This window comes from Paenibacillus spiritus (assembly GCF_008710135.1).
Taxonomy (GTDB): Bacteria; Bacillota; Bacilli; order Paenibacillales; family Paenibacillaceae; genus Paenibacillus_AQ; species Paenibacillus_AQ glufosinatiresistens.
In genome coordinates this window covers 29,712-51,094 of the sequence record NZ_VYKK01000001.1, presented here as the reverse complement: position 1 = coordinate 51,094, position 21,383 = coordinate 29,712, and the positions used below count along the sequence as shown (strand labels likewise).

Sequence of the window (21,383 nt, the reverse complement as noted above, 5' to 3'; positions counted from 1 at the left end):
CCGTTATGGCAACAGCCGATATCATTATCGTGGGCGGCGGCCTCGCCGGCCTGATGGCGACCATCAAAGCGGCCGAAGCCGGCGCGCATGTACAGCTTTTTTCTCTCGTTCCGGTCAAAAGATCCCACTCCGTCTGCGCCCAGGGCGGCATCAACGGAGCCGTCAATACGAAGGGCGAGGGCGACTCGCCCTGGGAGCATTTTGACGATACCGTCTACGGCGGAGACTTTCTCGCCAATCAGCCGCCCGTCAAGGCGATGTGCGAAGCTGCGCCCGGCATCATCCACCTGATGGACCGGATGGGCGTTATGTTCAACCGCACGCCGGAAGGATTGCTCGACTTCCGCCGGTTCGGCGGCACGAAGCATCACCGGACAGCGTTCGCGGGCGCGACCACCGGCCAGCAGCTGCTGTACGCGCTCGACGAGCAGGTGCGGCGCTGGGAAGTGGAAGGGCTGGTCACGAAGCGCGAGAACTGGGAGTTCCTCTCCGCCGTCATCGACGACGAGGGCGTATGCCGCGGCATCTGCGCGCAGGACCTGCGCACGATGGAGATTTCGACCTTCCCGGCGGACGCGGTTATTCTGGCGAGCGGGGGGCCGGGGATTATTTTCGGCAAAACCACGAACTCCGTCATCAACACCGGCACGGCCGCCAGCGCCGTCTATCAGCAGGGCGTGACCTACGCGAACGGGGAGTTCATCCAGATTCACCCGACCGCGATTCCCGGCGACGACAAGCTGCGGCTGATGAGCGAATCGGCCCGCGGCGAAGGCGGACGCATCTGGACCTACAAGGACGGCAAGCCGTGGTACTTCCTGGAAGAGAAGTATCCGGCCTACGGCAACCTGGTGCCGCGCGACATCGCCACCCGCGAGATCTTTGACGTCTGCGTCAACCAGAAGCTCGGCGTGAACGGCGAGAACATGGTCTTCCTGGACCTGTCCCACAAGGACCCGAAGGAGCTGGACGTCAAGCTCGGCGGCATCATCGAAATCTATGAGAAATTCATGGGCGACGATCCGCGCAAAATCCCGATGAAGATCTTCCCGGCCGTTCATTATTCCATGGGCGGCATGTGGGTCGATTACAACCAGATGACCAATATCCCCGGCCTGTTCGCCGCGGGAGAGTGCGAATACCAGTATCACGGCGCGAACCGTCTGGGCGCGAACTCGCTGGTGTCGGCCATCTACGGCGGCATGATGGCGGGCCCGAAGGCCGTCGAATATATCAAGGGGCTGAAGAAGCGGACGCAGGATGTCTCTTCCGCGCTCTTCGACGGCTACCAGAAGAAGCAGAGCGGCAAGTACGAGTCCCTGCTTGGCATGAACGGCACCGAGAACGCCTATGTCATTCACAAAGAGCTGGGCGAGTGGATGACGGCGAACATGACGGTGGTACGCTACAACGACAAGCTCGAAGCGACCATCGGTAAAATTAAAGAACTGAAGGAGCGTTATCAGCGCATCAATATGACCGATACGTCGCGCTGGAACAACCAGGGCGTCGCCTTCACCCGCCAGCTGTGGAATATGCTGGAGCTGGCCGAAGCCATGACGAAGGGCGCGCTCCTGCGCAACGAGAGCCGGGGCGCACATTACAAGCCGGATTTCCCGACCCGCAACGACGAGGAGTTCCTGAAGACCACAATGGCGTCCTGGACCCCCGACGGTCCAAGCATCTCATACGAGGAAGTGGATGTCTCCCTGATCCCTCCCCGGATTCGCGATTATTCCAAGGAGAAATAAGACGACACTATAGCGTACGCCAAAGGAGGCAATCAAGATGGCGGATACAGCGGCAGCAGCCAAAACGGTCAAGTTTATTATCACCCGCCAGGACGATCAGCAGAGCGCTCCCTATACCGAGGAGTTCGAGCTGCCTTACCGGCCGGGCATGAATGTAATCAGCGCCCTGATGGAGATTCAGCGCAATCCGGTCAACGCATCCGGCCAGAATACCGTTCCCGTATGCTGGGAGTCCAACTGTCTGGAGGAAGTGTGCGGCGCCTGCTCCATGGTTATTAACGGCAAGCCGCGGCAGGCCTGCGCGGCGCTCATCGACAACCTGGAGCAGCCGGTGCGCGTCGAGCCGATGAAGACCTTCCCGGTCGTGCGGGACCTCGTGATCGACCGCAGCCGGATGTTCAACGCTCTGAAGCGGGTCAAGGCCTGGATTCCGATCGACGGCACGTACGATCTCGGGCCCGGCCCGCGCATGGCCGAGAAGAAGCGCCAGTGGGCTTATGAGCTGTCCAAGTGCATGACCTGCGGCGTCTGCCTGGAAGCCTGCCCGAATGTCAACGAGCGGACCAACTTCATCGGTCCGGCGGCAATCTCCCAGGTCCGCCTGTTCAACGCCCATCCGACCGGCGAAATGAACGCCGACGACCGGCTGGAGGCCTTGATGCAGGACGGCGGCATCGACGGCTGCGGCAACTCGCAGAACTGCGTCCGCGCCTGCCCGAAGGGCATCCCGCTGACAACCTCCATCGCCGAGATCAACAAGCAGACGACGAAGCATATGTTCAAGCGCTGGCTTGGCGTGTAGCAGCGGGCGAAGCCTCCCAGCCTGCGGCCCGCCAGTCTGCAGCTTTATTTATTTCATGCAATTTTTAGCGGGATTTCATGCACCTTTAAGCTGCAGAATGTAAAGTATAGCCATTGACCCCCTGATATAGAACTTGGCCCCGCCGGTGACGGCGGGGTCCTTTTATTTTGTAACATAGGGAAGAGGACATGAAAAATGAGCGCTTTGTCTCCGGCAGTCTCTGTGGAGACAAAGCGCTCGTTGCTTTAAACTTACTTTTTATAAATCCATAACCGGTTCTGCTTCTTTTCTTCAAACAATGCTACTAGCTCATTAAACCATTTCTTCCGGCTTCCGTCTAAAACAATTACGTTAGATGCTTTATTTGAAAAACCCTTCTTAATTTTGACTTCTTTTAGAGAATTGATCCGATATTCTAAAGTTAAACCTGTATCAGATATAAGTTCGATTTTAACTTCACTAAACTTTTGGGTATATATTTTGGGAGAAGCCATGTCAGAAAATGTTTTTATGAGAGTTCTCTTTTTTAATACCCGAACCACCTCAGCAATTTCCTTTGGAGCGGTTGAGGTAATGCTTTGGGAGATTGATCCATTTCCTGCGCCTGGTATATTGTCAGTAAGCTGTATAATTACGCCCTTTATATGCTCTTGTTTATAGTATAGAGGGACGTAATTATAACCCGCATAGGTAACATAAGATAATATTCCGAGAATTAATGTACCCAAGAGGATGATTATTCCTTTTTTCATGTTACATTGCAGGGAATGAGGTATTTCCATAAGAATAATTATTAAAATTTTCAACATATCCCCCATTTACATAGTTCAGCCAAGCTTTTTTATCACCCTCATAAAAACTTGGTGTATAAGCTGCCTTGACTTCAGTGATTAAACCGTTAACTTGAGCATATCCCGGTATATTAACAAAATTTTGGAAATTTGTATTTGAATATTCTCCCTTATAACCAAAGTAATACTGGTTATCCATTACTAAGTAGGTGTTTTTCTTAACAACAGTTTGAATTAGTTTAGCTGTGTGTGTAACTTCAGTATAATTAGAAACTGCACCAGGGATACCAGAAGTGAATATTTTTGCTATATCCCAATAGCCTAAAGTTATAGCATTCAATCCCTTATCCACGAAAAATTTAGCAACTTCAGTTATAGTACCGTTAAGGTAATTTATCCAGTTGCTTTTTGTTGTTTTATTTATTTCTTTCTCACTACTTATACCACTATAAGTTACTGTTTCTTCATAATAAGTTTTATTATTATAACCCGTGTAAGTTCTGTTAGAAGATGTTGATAGAGTTGAAGCAAGTGAATTTAAAGTAACTTCTTGACTCACAGCAGGTACATAAATATTCATAGTAGCAGCAGTTATTTCTCCATTTTGAACCTTTTTAGCGAATTCACGGATATCTTTCACTGTTTCTGGCTGTAACTGATAATTATTGATAGTTCCCTCAACCTCTTTACTGTTAAGAGGATTGATTTTTATTTTTTGCAGAGGTAATTTAGATTGGCTTGTGATTGAACGTTCAATATTAGCTTGTTGAGTATTCAGTTCTTTATTAGAATCTGTAAGTGAGGAGGCAAAAGAAATATTCACTCCTGAAAATATAAATAATGTGCAAGATAATAACAAAGATAAAGTTTTTTTCATGAAAATTCTCCCATCAGATTATTTATTTTAATACATAAGACGCTTCAATAAAAGCAAAAAGATTTTGGGAAATAATAAATGATTTTGAACTTTTCTGGATCCTTTGAAGATTTAAAGCGCTTCCAATCATAAGTGATAACGTTGGAATATGATGGTCAATATAATACATTCAACAAATTTAATGTATCGCGTCCCCCTTTCTTATTTCAAAATAGCAACAGATGATAACTAGGAATTAACAAATTTATTATAAGTTTAGTGACCACCTACAACCTTTATACCATAATTATCCATGAATTTCTATATTTTTTTAAAAATGATGGATTGTAATGTAATATGAAGTGTAATAGACCATGCTGGTTTCGTGTGAAATGGGTTTACCAATCAGTTTTCACAAGGAGATCCAAGATGAACTACTCCCCTCTTACTTAGCACAAATGAATGAGGACAACTAGAGGCGCTGCACTGGTTAGTGTGGTCGTGCCGATGGAACGGTAAAGCGCTAGGTCGTCCTGCTCTTACCATTGCACGAGAGCTAAACCGTGGCTGCACATCCAGACGATTATCAAAACCTATAGCTTAAGCCCGACGATCAAGGAAGCGCTTGACCGTTTGAACTGACGAATGAAATACTACCCGGGGGGGGTTTTTCATGGACGGCATTGCCATGTATCGGTGATGTCTTGCTTCAATGCTCCTGATACGTCCACAGCCCGTTCTCTTTCTTTGCTTCGAAGAAACTCTTCAGCTCGTTGAACCATTACTTCCGGCTTCCGCCCCAAGGAATCCCATGCCATGCGTCATCGTCGAATCCTTGTACAACCTGGATGCCTCCAAAAGAATCAAGATAATAATCCAGCGTTACCTCATTATCCGACAGAAGCTCAATATGCAATTCCTGAAATTCTTGGGTATAAGACTTAACAGGCCCCAAGTCAGGCCATAGTCGAATCGGCGTTCTCTTCTTCAGGAGCTTGACGATATCGGCAAGTTCCTCTTCGTCGGTTGTGGTAATCGATTGAGAGCTCGACCCGATTCCCGGTTTATTGTCCCGTAAGATTACCATTGCCCATTTAATATGCTCCTGCGTGTAATAGGAGCGGGTGTACCTATAACCTTGGAAGACCTCATAGGCCAGACAAGCGAGCACGAGGAATAGAAGGTACCGTTTCCTTGTTCGGAACACGCGTGTAATTGTAGTCATTATGGCACCTCCGGCTCCGGCTTTCGAATTGGCTGCCCCCTTATGATATAATCTCCATATTATCTGCACCATGCGTTACAGCATAGGGATCAGGGAGGAATGGACGTTGATTTGTCGGGAACAAAGCGGAGATTGGATTTTGATTCGGCAGCACGATCATGGCTTGGTGGCCGGAGAGTTCGCGGCCCGTTTCAATGAAGCGGACGCGCCGGCGAAGCACCGCCGGGAAGCCGTGCTGTATGCCGTTGCGCACCATGACCGGGGCTGGATCGACCTGGACGAGACCCCTTTCTGGAATGATGAAGCGAAGGCCCCGTACAGCTTCCTCGATTATCCGGTAGTGCCTAAGCTGAATTTCTACCGGAAGGGACTGGATGAGCTGGAAGCGGAGACCCCCTACGGAGCGCTGCTGTGCAGCCTGCACTACGACCGGCTGATTGAAGCGTCGGGAGAGCGCGGCGAATCGCTGGATGCCTACCAGGAAGAGGAACGGGAACGCCGATCGCGGATTCACCGGGAGCTGGAGGCGAAGAGCGAGGCTGCTGCGGAGGACGAGCTGTACTACGATATGCGGCTGCTGCAATTCTGCGATGACCTGTCGCTCTACCTCGGCCTGCATGAACCCGGCTCCCCGAAGCCGGAGGAGCATCCGTGGTTCAAGGACGGCTTCGGGGGAACGGAGGACTTCTCCTTCACCAGCGGCCGCCCCGTGACGGCGAAGTGGCAGGGAACTACGCTGCTGCTCGAACCGTATCCCTTCAAGGAGAGCTTTGAGGTGGAACTGCCGCTGCGGCGGGTCTCGGCTGCGGAAGCGCGGGCGAAGGGGCTGGCGGCCGCTGACCGGTCGGCCAAGGAGGAAAGGATCCGAATTGGAATCGCACCGGGCGAGGTGCCCCGGCCCTAAGCGCAAGCGCCGGAAGAACTTACCCTTAACGGATGCGCCGTAGCCGCCGCATCCTCAAGTCAGGGACAGGAGCGTCGATAATGGACGGATGGATCTGGATGCTGAATGCAGCAGCCATTGCAGCGCTGATCGTGTTGTTTTATCGGTCGAAGATCAAATGGGTGAATAAAGGCATTCTGATTGTACCGCTGCTGGTGTATGTGCTGTTCTCGGTGGAGGATCTGCTGGATCTCATCAGCCTCGAACGGCTTGCGGCAGGGAATGCCGGCATGCGAACGCTTATCCTGTTGTTCTGCCTGTTCTCCGTGGTCTTCTATTTGATCTTTATCTTTCATGAGATCAAGGAATCGAACGACCGGGAGGTGCGACTCAAGGACACGCTGCGGCGGATCAGCCTGGCCGCCATCATCTGCGTGCTCTTCTTCACCGTCGTATACACCTCCATCTACAAGCTGTTCGGAGCCTCTTCCTTTCATGGAGACGGCATCGGAAGCGATCTGCTGACTGAACTGGTTGCGTTCCTGTATTTCAGTGTCGCGACCTTCACCACGGTTGGATACGGCGACATCGCAGCGGTGGACAGCACTTCGCGTCTGGTGGTCGTTATGCAGATCGCTTTCAGCTTCATTACGGTCGCCTACGCGTTGTCCATGCTCGGCTTGTTCCGCAAGATTCTGGGCGATATGCCCGAGGAGGAAGTCGAAGCAGAGATCGATGTCAGTATCGATACCGGGCGGCAGAGCGGCGGCGGGGAATCGAATGGCGGCAGGACGGACAACGGGGGGACGGTCGAGAAGAATGTGACGACTTCGGCCCGAATCAGACCGAAAGACTAAGCAGAAGAGGAGAGATGCCCATGCGGGGCCAACCGGCGGGACATTCTCCCGCACCAGACAACCCCGGGGACCGGGGAACCGGAGGAGAAAGCCCGGGTGTCCGGGGGCGTATGATGACGCGCCGCCAGTTCCTGAAGCGAACGGCAGGAACGGTAATCGGAGCCGGTCTGCTGACCGGCGGCTATGCCTGGCAGGGGGAGCCAAGATGGCTTCAGACCGTCAGGCTGGAGCTGGGGTGGAAAGACCTGCCCGCTTCTTTTGACGGCGTCCGGATTGTTCATATCAGCGATATTCATCTCGGCTTTAATAAGGACGCCGGGGATACGAGGCGGCTTGTCAATCATATTCAGTCCGTCCGCCCGGATCTGATCTGCTTCAGCGGCGATATTGTAGACAGCTATGCGGAGGATATGGCGGAATCGGTTCCGATTTTGGCGGAGCTGACCGCGCCGCTTGGCCGGTTCGCCATTCTCGGCAATCATGACTACAAGAATACCGAGCTGCTCGCCAAGCTGTGGAAGCAGGCGGGATTCCGGCTGCTTCGCAACGAACATGAAATGGTCGAGCTTGGCGGCAGCCGGATTGCGGTAGCCGGCATGGAAGACCAACTGCACGGCGAGCCGAATCCGCGGGCGGCGCTCGGCGATATCCCGGACGACGTATTCACGTTGCTGCTGATGCACGAGCCGGATTATGCCGATCTGATACAGGCCTATCCCGTACGGCTTCAGCTCTCGGGCCACAGCCACGGCGGGCAGATTCGGCTTCCGGTTCTGGGCGCCCTTTTCACGCCGGATGGCTCGCTCAAGTACATAGACGGCCTGTACGAGATCGGCGGCCGAGGCATGAAGCTGTACGTCAACCGCGGCTTCGGCGAGACGTATATGCCGATTCGGTTCCTGTGCCGCCCGGAGCTGACGGTCATCACGCTGCGGCGGAACTAGCCTGTGACGTTTTGTTACACAAATGAAATCATACCGTTATCGAACTCTAACAGAGAACGGGTAAGATACAGACATGACCCCCTTTTGAATATATGACTTTGAGACCCGGGAAGAACGGGTCTCCTTTTTTTGTGCAGAAATAAGGCTCAGAGTCGGCGGGCACTCCCCGTACAAAGAAGAAAACAAGAAAACAAGAAAACCCCCAAGGGCAGAAGCGCCTTTGAGGGTCTCCAGACGATAGCGATACGCGCCCGTCCAGGCCGGTTCGATTCATTTTCGATCCCATTTCGATCAGATTTTGAACTGCTGGACCAGCTCCCGAAGCTCTTCCGAAAGTTTGGCCAGGTGCTCGGAGCTTCCCGCCACGCCTTCCATAGAGCTGCTTGCCTGCTCCGCGGAAGCGGCCGTCTGCTGCACGCCGGCCGCCGTTTCTTCGGCGACGGAGGCGATTTCCTCGATGAATCCCCCGACTTTGCGGGTACTCTCGGTCACATCGGACAAGGACCGGGAGATGCCGCTGATGCCTGCGGCCATTTCGCGTACGGCATCGCTGATTTCGTTGAAGGTCTCGCCGGTGGTGTGAATCTGGGCCGTTCCCTGTTCCACTTCCTGATACCCGCTCAGCAGGGACCGGGAGGCCGCATCCGATTCGGATTGCATCTGATTCACGATTTGAGTAATGTCCTGCACAGAGAAGGCCACCTGTTCGGCCAGCTTGCGCACCTGATCGGCCACTACCGCGAAGCCACGTCCCTGATCGCCCGCTCTAGCCGCTTCAATGGCTGCATTCAAGGCGAGCAGATTGGTCTGCTCGGCGATGTCCTTAATGACCGAGACCAGCTTGGAGACTTCCTGCGACTTGGCGTCCAGACGCTCCATCTGGTTCATGGCGTCCCGGACGATATGATGGATGTTGGCCATCTGCCGGGAAGAGGATTCCATGAGCAGGCTGCCCTTCTCGGTCAGGTCCTGCACTTTCTCCGAATACGTATGAACTTCCTGCCCGCGGTCGTTCGCTTCGTTGACTGTAGCGGTGAAGCCTTCCATCAGATCCGACAAATCGCTTGCGCTGTTGGCCTGCGTTTCGGCGGCTGTAGCCATCTCCTCCATGGTCACCGCGATTTGTCCGGTGCCCATCTTGACTTCCCCGGCCGCCTGCGTGAGTTGCTCGCTGTGGTTCCATACCGTGTCGGATACGGTATGAATCCGATTCAGCAGCCCGTTCGTCCCTTCATTCATCCCGTTGAGCGCCGTCACCAGCTGTCCGATTTCATCCGCGGTCGCTACGGGCAGGGCCGGTTGGCTGAAATCGCCGGCCGCCATCATTTCGACCCGGTCCTTCAGAGCGATGATAGGACGGGATATTTTTCTCGCCATCAGGAGAGCAACCCAGATCCCAACGGCGATAACGAAGACCGAAACACCAATATCCACCTTAAGGGAAGAATCCCCGTAATGTTGAATATAGTTCACCTGATCCGAAATGGAGCTCTCAGCCAATGCAGCCATATCGGTATAACCCTTCAGAATTTCGATCTCCAGAGGCTTTGATTGCGTCTTCAGCAGCTCCTCGGCTTCTGCCTCGTTACCGGCGTCGAACGCCTGAAAGACGCTGTCCAGCACCTTTTCCCAAGCGGCATTCTTCTCCACCAGCTGCTTGGCTTCCGGCGAAGCGTTCAGCTTCAGCAGTTCTTGTTCCAGCTTGATATTCTCTGCGCTGAGCTGATCCAGTTCCTTCCGGAGCGCGGCATCTTCATAGAGGACGGAGCCGCGGGCAAGGGAGGTGCGCTGCGACATATTCAGCGCGCTTTTCTCGGTAATCATCAACAAAGACAGCGGATGATCGACCACTTCGTCATTTTTATCATTCAAAGCCTTGATGGCCAGATAATTGTAGCCGCCCAGAAGAACCACAACGAACAAAACGATGGAAAAACCAAATAAAATCCTTTTCTTTAAGCTTTTGAACCGAAAACTCCTCTTCATGCTGCATCCGTACCCTTCTGCATAGAATCTTGATGCCGTTGCTATTACTATATCGACCAGGGCAGGGATTCCATGAAGATGAAATAAGTGGAATTCAAGAAGGATAATCCGGAAAATACGAAGAAGCAGGCTGACGGCAGCCTGCTTCTCTAATTGCGGTTAGACAGTTCGGTCTGTTAGAGCGGCACCGTAACCGGCCGCCGTTCCTTGAAGTAGACCCAGGAGCCGAAACCGATCTCCTTCAGCCTGGCGGCGACGGCTTCCCGGTCCTCCGCCACCCGCGACGGCCGATGCGCATCGGAACCGAAGGTCACCCGGACGCCGAAATGCAGCGCCCGCTCCAGAATGTCGTCGGACGGATACCACCCGCCGCACAGCTTCGTGCCGCCGGAGGTGTTAATCTCGATGGCGGTGCCGCAGTCGGCGATGGTCCGCAGACAGTCGTCGATGGCGCCGCTTGCGGGAATGTCCGAGAAAGCCGGGAAGTTACCCTTCATGGCGTCAATATGTCCGAGAATCTGGAACATGCCGGTGCGCGCCGATTCGGCGATCAGCCGGTAGTACTCGGATTTGACAGCGATTCGCTCCTTAGCGCCGCATCCTTTCCAGCGTCCTTTGTTGAAGATGCTGACGCCGCCTACGCTGTGCACGGAGCCGATCACATAGTCAAAGGGAAGCTCGGCCAGCTTGCTCCGGTACAGCTCAGCGTGTTCCGGGAAGTAATCCGATTCGATGCCGAGCAGAACGTCAATGACGCCTGCGTATTCCTTCTTGAGAGACAGCACTTCATCCACATATTCCCGGAACTGCGATTTGGCCATGGCGATGTTCGGAAAGGCCTGATCTTCGCTGCTGCCGAAATAGGGCGTATGGTCCGAAATGCCTACGACTTGAAGTCCGGAGGCGATAGCCGCCTCCACATAGTCGCGAATACTTCCGTCGGCGTGCCCGCAGCGGGAATGATGGGTATGCAGGTCAAAGCTGGTCATGGAATCACTCCTTATTCAGAACCGATGAATTGGGCCTCGGGCATGCCCTTGAGATCGCTGAGGAACTGCCTCATTGCCGAATTGACGTATTTGCCGGCCTTCGTGATGACTCCGACGGGATGGGTAACCTCCAGTTCCAGAATCGGAACAATCCGCAGCGTCCCGGCGCGTACTTCGGAAGCGACCGATTGCTTGGAGATAATGGCTGCTCCCAGATCCAGCTCGACCATCCGCTTCACTTCTTCGCTGCTCGTCAGTTCCATAATCACTTGGGGCTGGATGCCGTGGCGGGCGAAGACCTCTTCGGCAAAACGCCGGCCGACAGTGTCGGGGGAGAGCAGAATCAGCGGCGTGCGGCCAAGCGCCTCAACGCCTGCGGTCCGCTGGGAAGCCAACGGATGCCGGGGCGATACCACAAGCTCGAACGTGTCATAATACAGAACCGAGGTGTTGAAGCCCGGGTTCTGGCCGATGAGATAGCCGATGCCGACATCCACAATTCCGTTCTCCACCTGCTGGTAGATCTGCGAAGACGACATGGATTGGATGGAAGTCTTGATATGGGGGAACTGGTCTTGGAAATAGGACAGAATACGCGGCAGGATCTGGATAGCAATGGAGGTCGTTGTCCCGAGAACAATATGGCCCTGGGGCGTCTCCTCAAGGTCCGCCAGCCGCTGTCTCAGCTCGTCCACGATATCTACAATCCGTTCTGCGTGGGCGAGAAATACCTGTCCCCGGTCGGTCAGCGTGACGGGCTGGTTCCGGTCGACCAACTGGGTTTTGAATTCTTCCTCAAGGCTCTTGATCTGGGCCGATACCGCCGGCTGCGTCAGGTTAAGCAACTCTCCGGCCTTGCGGAAGCTCATGGTTTTGGAAATCATAATCAAGGTCTCCAACTGGCTGATGTTCATGGAATCCCCCCTCCGGTTCACGTATCTGTATGTACCTTATCTTACGCCGTATACGGGCATTTGATTAAATTATAGGAGATTCCCCCCGGATGGGCAATGCGGGCGGCAAATCCGGGCTCGAAAACCTTGAGAATGTTATTAACTTTTGCTGGAATGTGCCGATATATTAGGTATACTATATCTATGGTATTGGGACTTTTGGTGTAAGACTAAAGCCCGGTGAGGGGGACACACACTTCATGAAAGCAGAAGTTATCAATCCGTTTCTGGAATCTGCGCGCACCGTGATCGAACAGGTAATTCAGGTCTCGCCGTCCACTGGTAACCTGGGCATAAAGGATATTGAGGTAATCGATAACCATATATGGATTCAGGTTGGCATGACGGGACAGCTCAGCGGCAATATCGTCTTTGGACTGGAAGAGCATGTAGCGCTGCGGATGGTTTCGGCTATGATGGGCGGCTATACCATTACGGAGATGGACGAGATGAGCCAGAGCGCGATCTCGGAGCTTGGCAATATGATCAGCGGCAATGCCAGCACGATCCTGTCCAATCAGGGCGTGACGGTGGATATTACGCCGCCGAAGGTTATGAAGTCGGAGAATATCGTATCGTTCCTGCCGCGCAAGGCCCTGAGCATCCCGCTGCTGATGGACGGCATCGGCGAACTGGATATTCAGGTCATGATCTCTTAGAATAGAAGCAGAAGCGGCGAAGGCGGCCGCAATTCCAGCGATTGGAGTTGGGAAGAGAGCTTCTATGGAACTTAAAGGGAAGATTGTGGTAGTGACCGGCGCTTCCGGCGGAATCGGAGCGCTGTCGGCGCAGATGGCGGCCGAGCGCGGAGCCATCCCGGTACTGGTGGCCCGCTCGGAGGACAAGCTGAAGGCGATTGCCGGAAGCCTGCCGGGAGAATACGGAATGTACCGCTGCGATGTGGGCAGCTCCGCCGAGGTGGAGGAGACGTTTGCCCGCATCTTTGGCGTGTACGGACGGGTGGATGTGCTGCTGAACAATGCGGGATTTGGCCGGTTCGCCCTTACGCCCGAGACGGGCATCGACGAGTACGAGATGATGATGAACGTTAATTACATGGGAACGGTCCGCTGTACCAAGGCTGTGCTTCCGAAGATGCTGGAGCAGGGAGCCGGAAGAATTATTAATGTCGCTTCCATGGCCGGCAAAATCGCCACCGCCAAATCGACGGCCTATTCGGCCTCCAAGCATGCGGTGCTGGGCTTCACCAACGCGCTGCGCCAGGAGCTGCGCGGCAGCGGAGTTACCGTATCGGCTGTGAACCCCGGGCCGATTGATACCGAGTTCTTCGACATCGCCGACCCGGACGGGACCTATGTCAAGAATCTCGGCGGCATGATTATGAAGCCGTCGTATGTGGCGAAGAAGATTGTCGGCGTCATGGAGAGCGGCCGGGAAGAAGTCGATCTCCCCCGCTGGGCGGCCTGGGCCATCCGGGCGTACGGTATGGTTCCCCGTCTGGCCGACCGGCTGACCTATAAGAGCATGAGCCGGAAGTGATTTCCGGTTCGGCGGCAAGTGCGGCTTCTCTATAGCCGAGAGAATTGGCGCGCAGGGCCCTCCAGTTGGTGGAGCGGCCTTTTTTGGCATATAATGAAGAGATCATACAAGCGAAAAGGATGAATATCCCTATGGAAAAAGCTTCATTTGCGGCGATCGGCATTCAGGAAGACCTGGAAGCAAGATTGGCCGAATTCGGCATTACCGAGCCTTCGCCGGTTCAGCAGGAGACGATTCCGCCGCTGCTGGAGGGCCGGGATGTGCTGGCTGCGTCCCAGACCGGGACCGGCAAGACGCTGGCCTACCTGCTGCCGCTTCTTCAGGGCATTGACCCTTCCCGGCGTGCGGCGCAGAAGCTGATCCTGGCGCCTACGCAGGAGCTGGCGATGCAGATCGTGCGCGAGGCGGAGCGTTACGGCGCCCAGCGGGGCATCGGCGTAATGGGCCTGATCGGCGGCGCGGCGATCAAGCGGCAGATCGAGAAGCTGCGCGAGCATCCCCAGCTTGTCGTCGGTACGCCGGGACGCGTGCTGGAGCTGATCAGTCTGCGCAAGCTGAAGATGCACGAGATCCGCACCATCGTAATCGACGAGGCGGACCAGATGTTCCAGCTTGGCGGCGAGGGCGACGTGAAGAAGATTGTCGGCAGCGCGCTGCGCAGCCGCCAGCTCGTCATGCTGTCCGCCACAATCGGACCGGCGACGCGCGCACTGGCCGCCCGGGAGATGAAAGATCCGGTCGAGATTGGCATCGAGCCGGAACGGACGACGGCGCGGGGGCTGGAGCATCTCTATGTCGTTGCCGAAGAGCGGAACAAGATCGACACGCTGCGCCGCGCCATCCGGCACTACAACTCTCCGCGGACGATCGTGTTCGTGAACGATACGGCCCATATTGCGGATGTCGAAGCGAAGCTGAATCATCTGGGGCTAAGCGCGGCTGCGCTCTACGGCGAGACGGACAAGGTGACGCGCAGCCATGTGCTGAACCGGTTCCGCGAAGGCCGCTTCCGGGTGCTTGTCGCCAGCGACGTGGCCGCCCGGGGACTGGATATCGAGAATTTGAACCTCGTGGTCAGCTTCGACCCGGCGTTCGACTCGGAGCACTATGTGCACCGGGCGGGCCGGACCGGACGGATGGGCAAGAGCGGCGTCTCGCTGTCCATTGTGACGGCGCCCGAGACGTTCATCATGCGCAAATTCGCCCGCGAGCTGGGGATCGAGCTCAGCGAACGGGTACTCTACGGCGGCCAGGTGCTGCCGCCGGACAGCGTGCGCGGCGGAGCAGGGCCGCGCCAGAAGCCGCGCGGCGAGGCGTCCGCGCGCGCAGGCGCTGTGCCCGCGCATAAGCCGCGGGCATCCGCCGCTGTGCCCGCGCAGAAGCCGCGGGCATCCGTCTCCGGCCGGCCGGCGGCCGGAGAGAAGGCGGGCGCGGAGAAGAGCGCCCGCACGGCAGCGCCCCGCCCGGGCGAAGCGGGCGGGGAAGGACGCCGGGACGGCGCAGCGCGCCCGGCGGCGGGTGCCAGCAGCGGCCCGGGAGGACGGGGCCGCAGCGAGCGGGAGCGCGACCGCAAGAGCAAGGGCGCGCCCCGCTGGCTCAAGGACAAGGGACCGCGGGGTGACGGCCAATGAGCGCAGCTGCCGCGAACGTACTGGAGATTCAGGGATTGACCGGCGGCTACAGCCTCAACAAGCCGGTGCTGCATGATATTTCGCTCAGCGTCGGCCGGGGCGAAATGGTCGGCCTCATCGGCCTGAACGGGGCGGGCAAGAGCACGACGATGAAGCATATTCTCGGCCTGATGACGCCGCATAAGGGCGGCATCGCCGTAGACGGCGTCACCCGGGACAAGGACCCGGAGCGCTACCATGCCGCGCTGTCCTTCGTACCGGAGGCCCCGCTGCTGTACGACGAGATGACCGTCCGCGAGCATGTGGAATTCACAGCCCGCTCCTACGGGGTGGACCGCGCCGATTACGAGGCCCGGAGCGCCCGGCTGGCTTCGCTGTTCCGAATGGAAGAGAAGCTGGATACGCTGTCCGGCCATCTGTCCAAAGGCATGAAGCAGAAAGTAATGATCATGTGCGCGTTCGTCGCCAGACCGTCGCTCTATGTCATCGACGAGCCTTTCCTGGGTCTGGACCCGCTTGGCATCCGCTCCCTGCTGGACTTCATGCAGGAGCTGCGGCGGGAGGGAGCTTCGATTCTGCTGAGCTCGCATATTCTTTCGACGATTGAGAACTACTGCGACCGCTTCATCGTGCTTCACCAGGGCAAGGTGGTCGCCCAGGGAACGCTGGACGAAATGACGGCCGCCGCCGGACGGCCGGGTCTTCCGCTGGAGCAGTTGTTCTACGAGCTGGTCCAGGGAGGGAAGTAGCATGGATCTGCGCGAACTGCGCGGCCGAAGACGCAGCCAGGCGATGGGCGGAATTATGCCTTATGTCGGTTATATTATCCAGAGCGGCGTCGCCATGGTGTTCGCTTTTGGCCTGATTGCGTTTGCCGCCTGGTACACGGCGCTGCTGCAGGATGTGCCCGAAGGGCTGCCGATTCTTCCGATCATGCTGGCCGTACTGGCTCCGGCGGCGGTGCACAGCAGCTTCCGAACCTATTTGCAGGAGCCGGATGCGATCTTTCTGCTGCCCCAGGGACACCGGATGAAGGCGTACTTTGCTCCGGCCTGGGTCAGCGGAACGGTCTGGAAAAGCCTTCGGCTGCTCCTGCTGCTTCTGCTGCTGTGGCCGCTCTATATCCGAAGCGCCGCCGAGCCGAAGGCGCTGGCAGCCACCTTGCTGCTGCTGCTGGGCGTGAAAGTGCTCTCCTCTTTTGGCTGCTGGAGAGAACTGAACCTGATCTCGCCGCCGGCAGCGGCCGGGTACCGGCTGCTTCGCTGGGCAGTCGGCCTGCTGATCGCCGCCGCCTGGCTGTGGCAGCCTGCGCTGCGGGGTCTGCTCTTCTCCGGCCTGCTGGCAGCCGCGTATCTCGCAGCCCTGGCTGTGCCGGCCCGCCACAGGGTGGCGTGGGACCGGCTGATCGCCACCGAGAAAGCCCAGGCCGAACGCGCCCTGCTGCTGCTGGGCTGGTTCGTGGATGTGCCGGGACGCGGCCAGAAAGTATACCGCCGCCGCTGGCTGTCCCGCTGGGGAGCGGGATTGCCGTGGAAGAAGGAGACCGCGTACCGGTTCCTGCTGACCAAGACGCTGGCCCGGGGCGAGACGCTCGGCATGGTGACGCGCATCGGCGTACTCACGCTGCTGCTGGTCTACTGGACGCGGGGCGGCTGGGGCGCGCCCGTGCTCTATCTCTTCTTCCTGTTCGTCATCGGCGTCCAGCTCTCCGGCGTGGCCAAGCCGCATGAGGAGTCGTTCTGGCTGACGGTGTATCCGCTGCCGGAGGGAAGCCGCCGCCGGAGCACCGTCTCGCTGGTATTCGGCCAGCATCTCATCTGGGCTGTGCTGCTGTGGCTGCCGCTGCTGGCGAACGGCGCAGACGGACTGGGCGCTTCCCTGCTGACCCTGGCGGGAGGCGCCGCCGTCGCAGGGCTGACGCGTTATCGTCTGGACCGCAGGCTTCGGCAGCCGAATGAAGAAGATTTGTAAGGCGGGAAGACAGAGGGAGCAGCAGGGAGCGATAACCGCTCCCTGCTGCTCCCTGCTCATAAGCGCAACAAAAACTGGAATCCTTTATTTTAACGGCATAAATGACGCAAATTTCTTCGTTAATCTTAATCAATCATGAATTTTACGAGTGCTGATCCATTTAACCATTTCGGGATCACGATGCGAGAAGAATAGACTTTGATTCGTATCCAGCGTAGTAATCTTACTCATATCCTCTTGGCTCAACTCAAAATCAAAGATGTTGAAGTTCTCAATAATTCTTTCCTTACGAACTGATTTGGGGATTACAACAACGTTTCTTTGAGTTAACCAACGCAAAACGACCTGAGGCACGGATTTATTATGCTTTTCAGCAATGGATACCAATATCTCATTTTGGAACAAGCCGTTTTTGCCCTCCGCAAAAGGCGCCCAAGATTCAATTTGAACATGATTCTCTCTCATGAATTTCGCATTATCAACTTGTTGGTTGAACGGATGGGTTTCAACCTGGTTTACAGCAGGAACCACTTCGTTATGAAGAATCAAGTCAATCAAGCGATCTTCGTGGAAGTTACTTACACCGATTGCCCGAACCTTTCCTTCTCGGTACAATTCCTCCATAGCGCGCCAGGAGCCGTGCACATCTCCGAACGGTTGATGAATCAAATAGAGATCCAAGTAATCAAGCTGCAGAAATTCCAGCGATTGTTTAAATGCCTTTTTTGTACGCTCATACCCGGTATCCTGCACCCACAGCTTCGTTGTAATGAAAAGTTCCTCCCTCGACACGCCACTGCGTTTGATTGCTTGGCCAACGGCTTGTTCATTGCTATAAGAAGCAGCGGTATCAATCAACCGATAACCGGCCTCAATCGCGTCCACGACGCTTTGCTGGCACTCATTCGGATCCGTAATCTGAAAAACGCCAAATCCGAGAATGGGCATTTCAATACCATTGTTCAAGGTCACTTTTTTCATAATAAATCCCTCCATTTATGAGCTTCTTCATATCCTCCATTATGCGGCATAAGACAAAGCGGCCGATATCTCAATCGGATCAAATCATTGCCTAATTCTCTCACGGCAACTTATGTAACTAACGTTTATCGTCTATAATCCATATTATTAACAGATCAAAGGAGAGGGTCCCAATGTCGCAGCTGCAGGCAGAGCTTGTTCAAATTATCGTGCGTTATGCAAAGCAGGACGGTGTACATGAAACCGCGGTTCCTTCCTTATATCTCATGCGCGATTCCAATGCTTCCGTACCTAACCCCGGCGTATACAAGCCATCCTTCTGTGTGGTTGTTCAAGGGTCGAAGGAAGTATGGCTAGGTGAAGCGCGATTTCGATACAGCCCTGCCGACTATCTGGTTGCTTCAGTTCATCTGCCTGTTACTGCCGTTGTCATTGAAGCGACCCCTGAAGTTCCCTATCTGGGCTTTAAACTTGAATTTACGGCAACTCAAGTCTTAGAGGTTTTGCATGATTTAGAAAAAAGAGTTCGACCTGGAGAAAATGCAAAGCGAGGGATGTTTGTCAGTCGAATGAACCTGCCTTTGCTGGATACGGTCATTAGGCTGGCTCGTTTGCTTGATGCTCCAAACGATATCGCGGTACTTGCCCCCTTGTATACGAAAGAGATTCTGTACCGTATACTTCAGGGCGAGCAAGGCAGTACACTTGGGCAAATTGCAACAGAAGGCAGTTCTGCCCATCAAATAAACGAAGTCATTGAATATATTACGAGCCACTATGTCCGTTCTCTTCGGATTGAAGAACTTGCAGGGATTGCCAATATGAGCGTGTCATCGTTACATCGACACTTCAAGGAAGTAACGGCTATGAGTCCAATTCAATATCAGAAACAGCTGAGACTTCAGGAAGCACGCCGATTGCTGTTAACCGAATCGGCAGATGCGACAGAGATTGCATTTCGAGTAGGATACGAAAGCCCGTCGCAATTTAGTCGGGAATATTCCCGAATGTTCGGCTCTCCACCAAGAGAAGATATAAAGCGCTTAAGGGCATAAACCCGATGCTCCCCAAATGAATGAAAGGGTTCACTATCACTATGACGCGGATCTGCCGCTTTTCAGCCTGAACGAACTCCGGTATGATAGAGAGGCAGCAAGCAGGCGGGCCGCCTGCACGAAATGGTGGTATCGTTTGCACAGAAGTAAACGGTTTCAATTCATTGGATAGGAGTGAACAAAGTGGACAGTAAGTGGTGGCACACAGCAGTCATTTATCAAATTTATCCGCGGTCCTTTCAGGACAGCGACGGGGACGGCATCGGCGACCTGCGGGGGATCATCAGCCGTCTCGATTATTTGGAGCAGCTCGGCATCACGGCGATCTGGCTCAGCCCGGTGTATAAGTCGCCGAACGACGACAACGGGTACGACATCAGCGATTATCAGGACATCATGACCGAATTCGGTACGATGGCCGACATGGACGAGCTGATCGCGGAGGCGAAGCGGCGGAACATTCGCATCATTATGGACCTCGTGGTCAATCATACCTCCGACGAGCACGCCTGGTTTATCGAGGCCCGCAAAGGCAAGGACAATCCGTACCGCGACTACTATGTATGGCGCAATCCGGTGGACAATGAAGTGCCGAACGGGCTGAAGTCGATCTTCAGCGGACCGGCTTGGGAGTACGACGAGGAGAGCGGCCAGTATTATCTGCATCTGTTCAGCCGCAAGCAGCCCGACCTGAACTGGGAGAACGAGAAGGTTCGCCGGGAAGTGTGGGACATGATGAACTTCTGGCTGGACAAAGGAGTCGGCGGCTTCCGGATGGACGTCATCGATCTGATCGGCAAAATTCCCGACCAGGAAATTACCGGAAACGGTCCGAAGCTCCATGAATATCTCCAGGAGATGAACCGCGAGACCTTCGGCAAGCATGACGTGATGACCGTCGGAGAGACCTGGGGCGCGACCCCCGAGATTGCCAAGCTGTACTCCGATCCGAAACGCGGCGAGCTGTCGATGGTCTTCCAGTTCGAGCATGTCGGTCTGGATCAGCAGGAAGGCAAGGACAAGTGGGATTTGAAGCCTCTGGACATCCGCGAACTGAAGGCGGTGCTCGCCAAGTGGCAGACCGAGCTCGGCGAGGAAGGCTGGAACAGCCTGTTCTGGAACAATCATGATCTGCCGCGCATTGTCTCGCGCTGGGGCAACGATACCGAATACCGGACGGAGAGCGCCAAGATGTTCGCCATCCTCCTTCATCTGATGAAGGGAACTCCGTACATCTATCAGGGCGAAGAGATCGGCATGACGAATTATCCGGTCAGCGGCATTGAAGAGGTGCAGGACATCGAGAGTATCAACATGTACCGGGAGCGGCTGGAAGCCGGCTACAAGCCGGAGGAGATTATCGCTTCCATTAATGCCAAGGGACGGGACAACGCCCGGACCCCGATGCAGTGGGACGATACGCCGAACGGCGGGTTCACGACGGGCAAGCCGTGGCTGCATGTCAACCCGAACTATACGGAGATCAATGTGGCCAACAATCTGGAGGACCCGGACTCGGTCTTCCACTGCTACCGCAAGCTGATTGCGCTCCGGCAGGAGCATCCGATCATCGTATGGGGCGACTTCGAGCTGGTGAACGATGTGCCGGATCAGGTGTTTATGTACCTGCGCCGCTACAAGGGCGAGACCTGGATCGTCGCCGCGAACTTCGGCGGCAGTCCGGTAACGGTCGAGCGGTCCGGACTGGGCCGGACCGGCGATATTCTGATTGCGAACTATGAGCGACCATCGGCGGACTTCACCAAGCTGGAGCTGCGTCCGTACGAAGCGTTCGCGGCGCGTCTGGTGTAGGTTCAGAGAGGCGGAAGCCGGATAGGGCGGCCTCGTTGGCGGCAACTGACAAAAGAGGGCATCCCGGCCTTGCGGCGGGGATGCCCTTTTTGTGACGTAAGATGAGCGGTGACTCCGGCAGAAGGCCGGCCTCCCTCTAAGCAAGGAAGAGAGCGCCAGGCTCTCTTCCGGCATTGCTCCTGCCCCTGAAGGGTTACACGAACAGGGAACGGCTGATGATGACCAGCAGGATGAAGAGTACGAGAATTGCGCCAGTGCTCGTGAAAGGACCGTATCCGTATCCGCCTCTTGTTTCTTCGCTCATGGTTCATTCCCCTTCCGGTAAGTTGTTGTACTGGAGTACACCGTATACTATGTACCCCGGGGGGAAGAGGTATAGGCCAATGCCGGGAAGGC

At 55.4% G+C, this 21,383-nt stretch carries 21 protein-coding genes; 12 read left to right on the top strand and 9 right to left on the bottom strand.

The window, feature by feature from the left end; genetic code table 11:
- Positions 1–5 precede the first annotated feature (5 nt).
- Positions 6–1,751: a succinate dehydrogenase flavoprotein subunit gene (gene sdhA, locus F4V43_RS00190; RefSeq protein WP_150456221.1), complete on the top strand. Its 1,746-nt coding sequence runs from the start codon at positions 6–8 to the stop codon at positions 1,749–1,751.
- A 37-nt stretch (positions 1,752–1,788) separates the two neighbouring features.
- A complete protein-coding gene (gene sdhB, locus F4V43_RS00185; protein ID WP_150456220.1) occupies positions 1,789–2,553 on the top strand; it encodes a succinate dehydrogenase iron-sulfur subunit in 765 nt (254 codons plus the stop codon).
- Between the two features lie 251 nt (positions 2,554–2,804).
- Here the strand turns inward: sdhB and F4V43_RS00180 are convergent, their stop codons facing one another.
- From F4V43_RS00180 to F4V43_RS00170, 3 genes are all read right to left on the bottom strand, one after another.
- Positions 2,805–3,281 carry a hypothetical protein gene (locus tag F4V43_RS00180; RefSeq protein WP_150456219.1) on the bottom strand — a complete coding sequence of 159 codons (477 nt, stop codon included), beginning with the start codon at positions 3,279–3,281 and terminating at the stop codon, positions 2,805–2,807.
- 25 nt (positions 3,282–3,306) lie between these two features.
- Positions 3,307–4,221 (bottom strand): hypothetical protein, encoded by a 915-nt coding sequence (locus F4V43_RS00175; protein WP_150456218.1) that lies wholly within the window; start codon positions 4,219–4,221, stop codon positions 3,307–3,309.
- Between the two features lie 760 nt (positions 4,222–4,981).
- The gene (locus tag F4V43_RS00170) at positions 4,982–5,425 is read right to left on the bottom strand and encodes a hypothetical protein (RefSeq protein WP_150456217.1); all 444 of its coding nucleotides are present in this window, start codon (positions 5,423–5,425) and stop codon (positions 4,982–4,984) included.
- Positions 5,426–5,495: 70 nt separating this feature from the next.
- On the opposite strand from F4V43_RS00170, the gene F4V43_RS00165 reads away from it, so the two are divergent.
- The 3 genes from F4V43_RS00165 to F4V43_RS00155 all read left to right on the top strand — a co-directional run bounded on the left by F4V43_RS00165 (position 5,496) and on the right by F4V43_RS00155 (position 8,109).
- Positions 5,496–6,329, top strand: a complete 834-nt coding sequence (locus F4V43_RS00165; RefSeq protein ID WP_150456216.1) for a DUF3891 family protein — start codon at positions 5,496–5,498, stop codon at positions 6,327–6,329.
- Between the two features lie 80 nt (positions 6,330–6,409).
- Positions 6,410–7,165, top strand: coding sequence for an ion channel (locus tag F4V43_RS00160; RefSeq protein ID WP_191089409.1), 756 nt, complete (start codon positions 6,410–6,412; stop codon positions 7,163–7,165).
- A gap of 20 nt (positions 7,166–7,185) precedes the next feature.
- Entirely contained in the window at positions 7,186–8,109 is a 924-nt protein-coding gene (locus F4V43_RS00155; RefSeq protein WP_150456214.1) for a metallophosphoesterase, read from the top strand.
- 291 nt (positions 8,110–8,400) lie between these two features.
- Here F4V43_RS00155 and F4V43_RS00150 read toward each other — a convergent pair whose 3' ends face one another.
- The 4 genes from F4V43_RS00150 to F4V43_RS00140 form a co-directional block, all read right to left on the bottom strand.
- A complete protein-coding gene (locus F4V43_RS00150; protein WP_263406084.1) occupies positions 8,401–10,023 on the bottom strand; it encodes a methyl-accepting chemotaxis protein in 1,623 nt (540 codons plus the stop codon).
- Positions 9,974–10,102: a hypothetical protein gene (locus tag F4V43_RS19940; protein ID WP_263406085.1), complete on the bottom strand. Its 129-nt coding sequence runs from the start codon at positions 10,100–10,102 to the stop codon at positions 9,974–9,976. The genes F4V43_RS00150 and F4V43_RS19940 overlap by 50 nt, the downstream gene beginning before the upstream one ends.
- 169 nt (positions 10,103–10,271) lie before the next feature.
- On the bottom strand, positions 10,272–11,084 hold the full coding sequence (locus F4V43_RS00145) for a histidinol-phosphatase (RefSeq protein WP_150456212.1): 813 nt from the start codon (positions 11,082–11,084) through the stop codon (positions 10,272–10,274).
- A gap of 11 nt (positions 11,085–11,095) precedes the next feature.
- Positions 11,096–11,998: a LysR family transcriptional regulator gene (locus F4V43_RS00140; RefSeq protein WP_150456211.1), complete on the bottom strand. Its 903-nt coding sequence runs from the start codon at positions 11,996–11,998 to the stop codon at positions 11,096–11,098.
- Between the two features lie 239 nt (positions 11,999–12,237).
- On the opposite strand from F4V43_RS00140, the gene F4V43_RS00135 reads away from it, so the two are divergent.
- The 5 genes from F4V43_RS00135 to F4V43_RS00115 all read left to right on the top strand — a co-directional run bounded on the left by F4V43_RS00135 (position 12,238) and on the right by F4V43_RS00115 (position 17,139).
- Positions 12,238–12,696, top strand: coding sequence for a chemotaxis protein CheX (locus F4V43_RS00135; protein ID WP_150456210.1), 459 nt, complete (start codon positions 12,238–12,240; stop codon positions 12,694–12,696).
- Positions 12,697–12,760: 64 nt separating this feature from the next.
- The gene (locus F4V43_RS00130; RefSeq protein WP_150456209.1) at positions 12,761–13,537 is read left to right on the top strand and encodes an SDR family NAD(P)-dependent oxidoreductase; all 777 of its coding nucleotides are present in this window, start codon (positions 12,761–12,763) and stop codon (positions 13,535–13,537) included.
- A gap of 131 nt (positions 13,538–13,668) precedes the next feature.
- A complete protein-coding gene (locus F4V43_RS00125) occupies positions 13,669–15,168 on the top strand; it encodes a DEAD/DEAH box helicase (protein WP_150456208.1) in 1,500 nt (499 codons plus the stop codon).
- The gene (locus tag F4V43_RS00120) at positions 15,165–15,917 is read left to right on the top strand and encodes an ABC transporter ATP-binding protein (RefSeq protein ID WP_150456207.1); all 753 of its coding nucleotides are present in this window, start codon (positions 15,165–15,167) and stop codon (positions 15,915–15,917) included. Before F4V43_RS00125 ends, F4V43_RS00120 begins: the two co-directional genes overlap by 4 nt.
- A gap of 1 nt (position 15,918) precedes the next feature.
- Entirely contained in the window at positions 15,919–17,139 is a 1,221-nt protein-coding gene (locus F4V43_RS00115; protein WP_150456206.1) for an ABC transporter permease, read from the top strand.
- Positions 17,140–17,268: 129 nt separating this feature from the next.
- On the opposite strand, the gene F4V43_RS00110 is transcribed toward F4V43_RS00115, so the two are convergent.
- Positions 17,269–18,120, bottom strand: coding sequence for an aldo/keto reductase (locus F4V43_RS00110; protein WP_150456205.1), 852 nt, complete (start codon positions 18,118–18,120; stop codon positions 17,269–17,271).
- 173 nt (positions 18,121–18,293) lie between these two features.
- Here F4V43_RS00110 and F4V43_RS00105 point away from each other — a divergent pair, with 173 nt between their 5' ends.
- Both F4V43_RS00105 and F4V43_RS00100 read left to right on the top strand, forming a co-directional pair.
- On the top strand, positions 18,294–19,175 hold the full coding sequence (locus tag F4V43_RS00105) for an AraC family transcriptional regulator (protein ID WP_150456204.1): 882 nt from the start codon (positions 18,294–18,296) through the stop codon (positions 19,173–19,175).
- Between the two features lie 183 nt (positions 19,176–19,358).
- Positions 19,359–20,987: a glycoside hydrolase family 13 protein gene (locus F4V43_RS00100; protein ID WP_150456203.1), complete on the top strand. Its 1,629-nt coding sequence runs from the start codon at positions 19,359–19,361 to the stop codon at positions 20,985–20,987.
- Positions 20,988–21,180: 193 nt separating this feature from the next.
- On the opposite strand, the gene F4V43_RS19780 is transcribed toward F4V43_RS00100, so the two are convergent.
- Complete coding sequence (locus F4V43_RS19780; protein ID WP_223879722.1) at positions 21,181–21,291, bottom strand: YjcZ family sporulation protein; 111 nt, start codon at positions 21,289–21,291, stop codon at positions 21,181–21,183.
- Positions 21,292–21,383 lie beyond the last annotated feature (92 nt).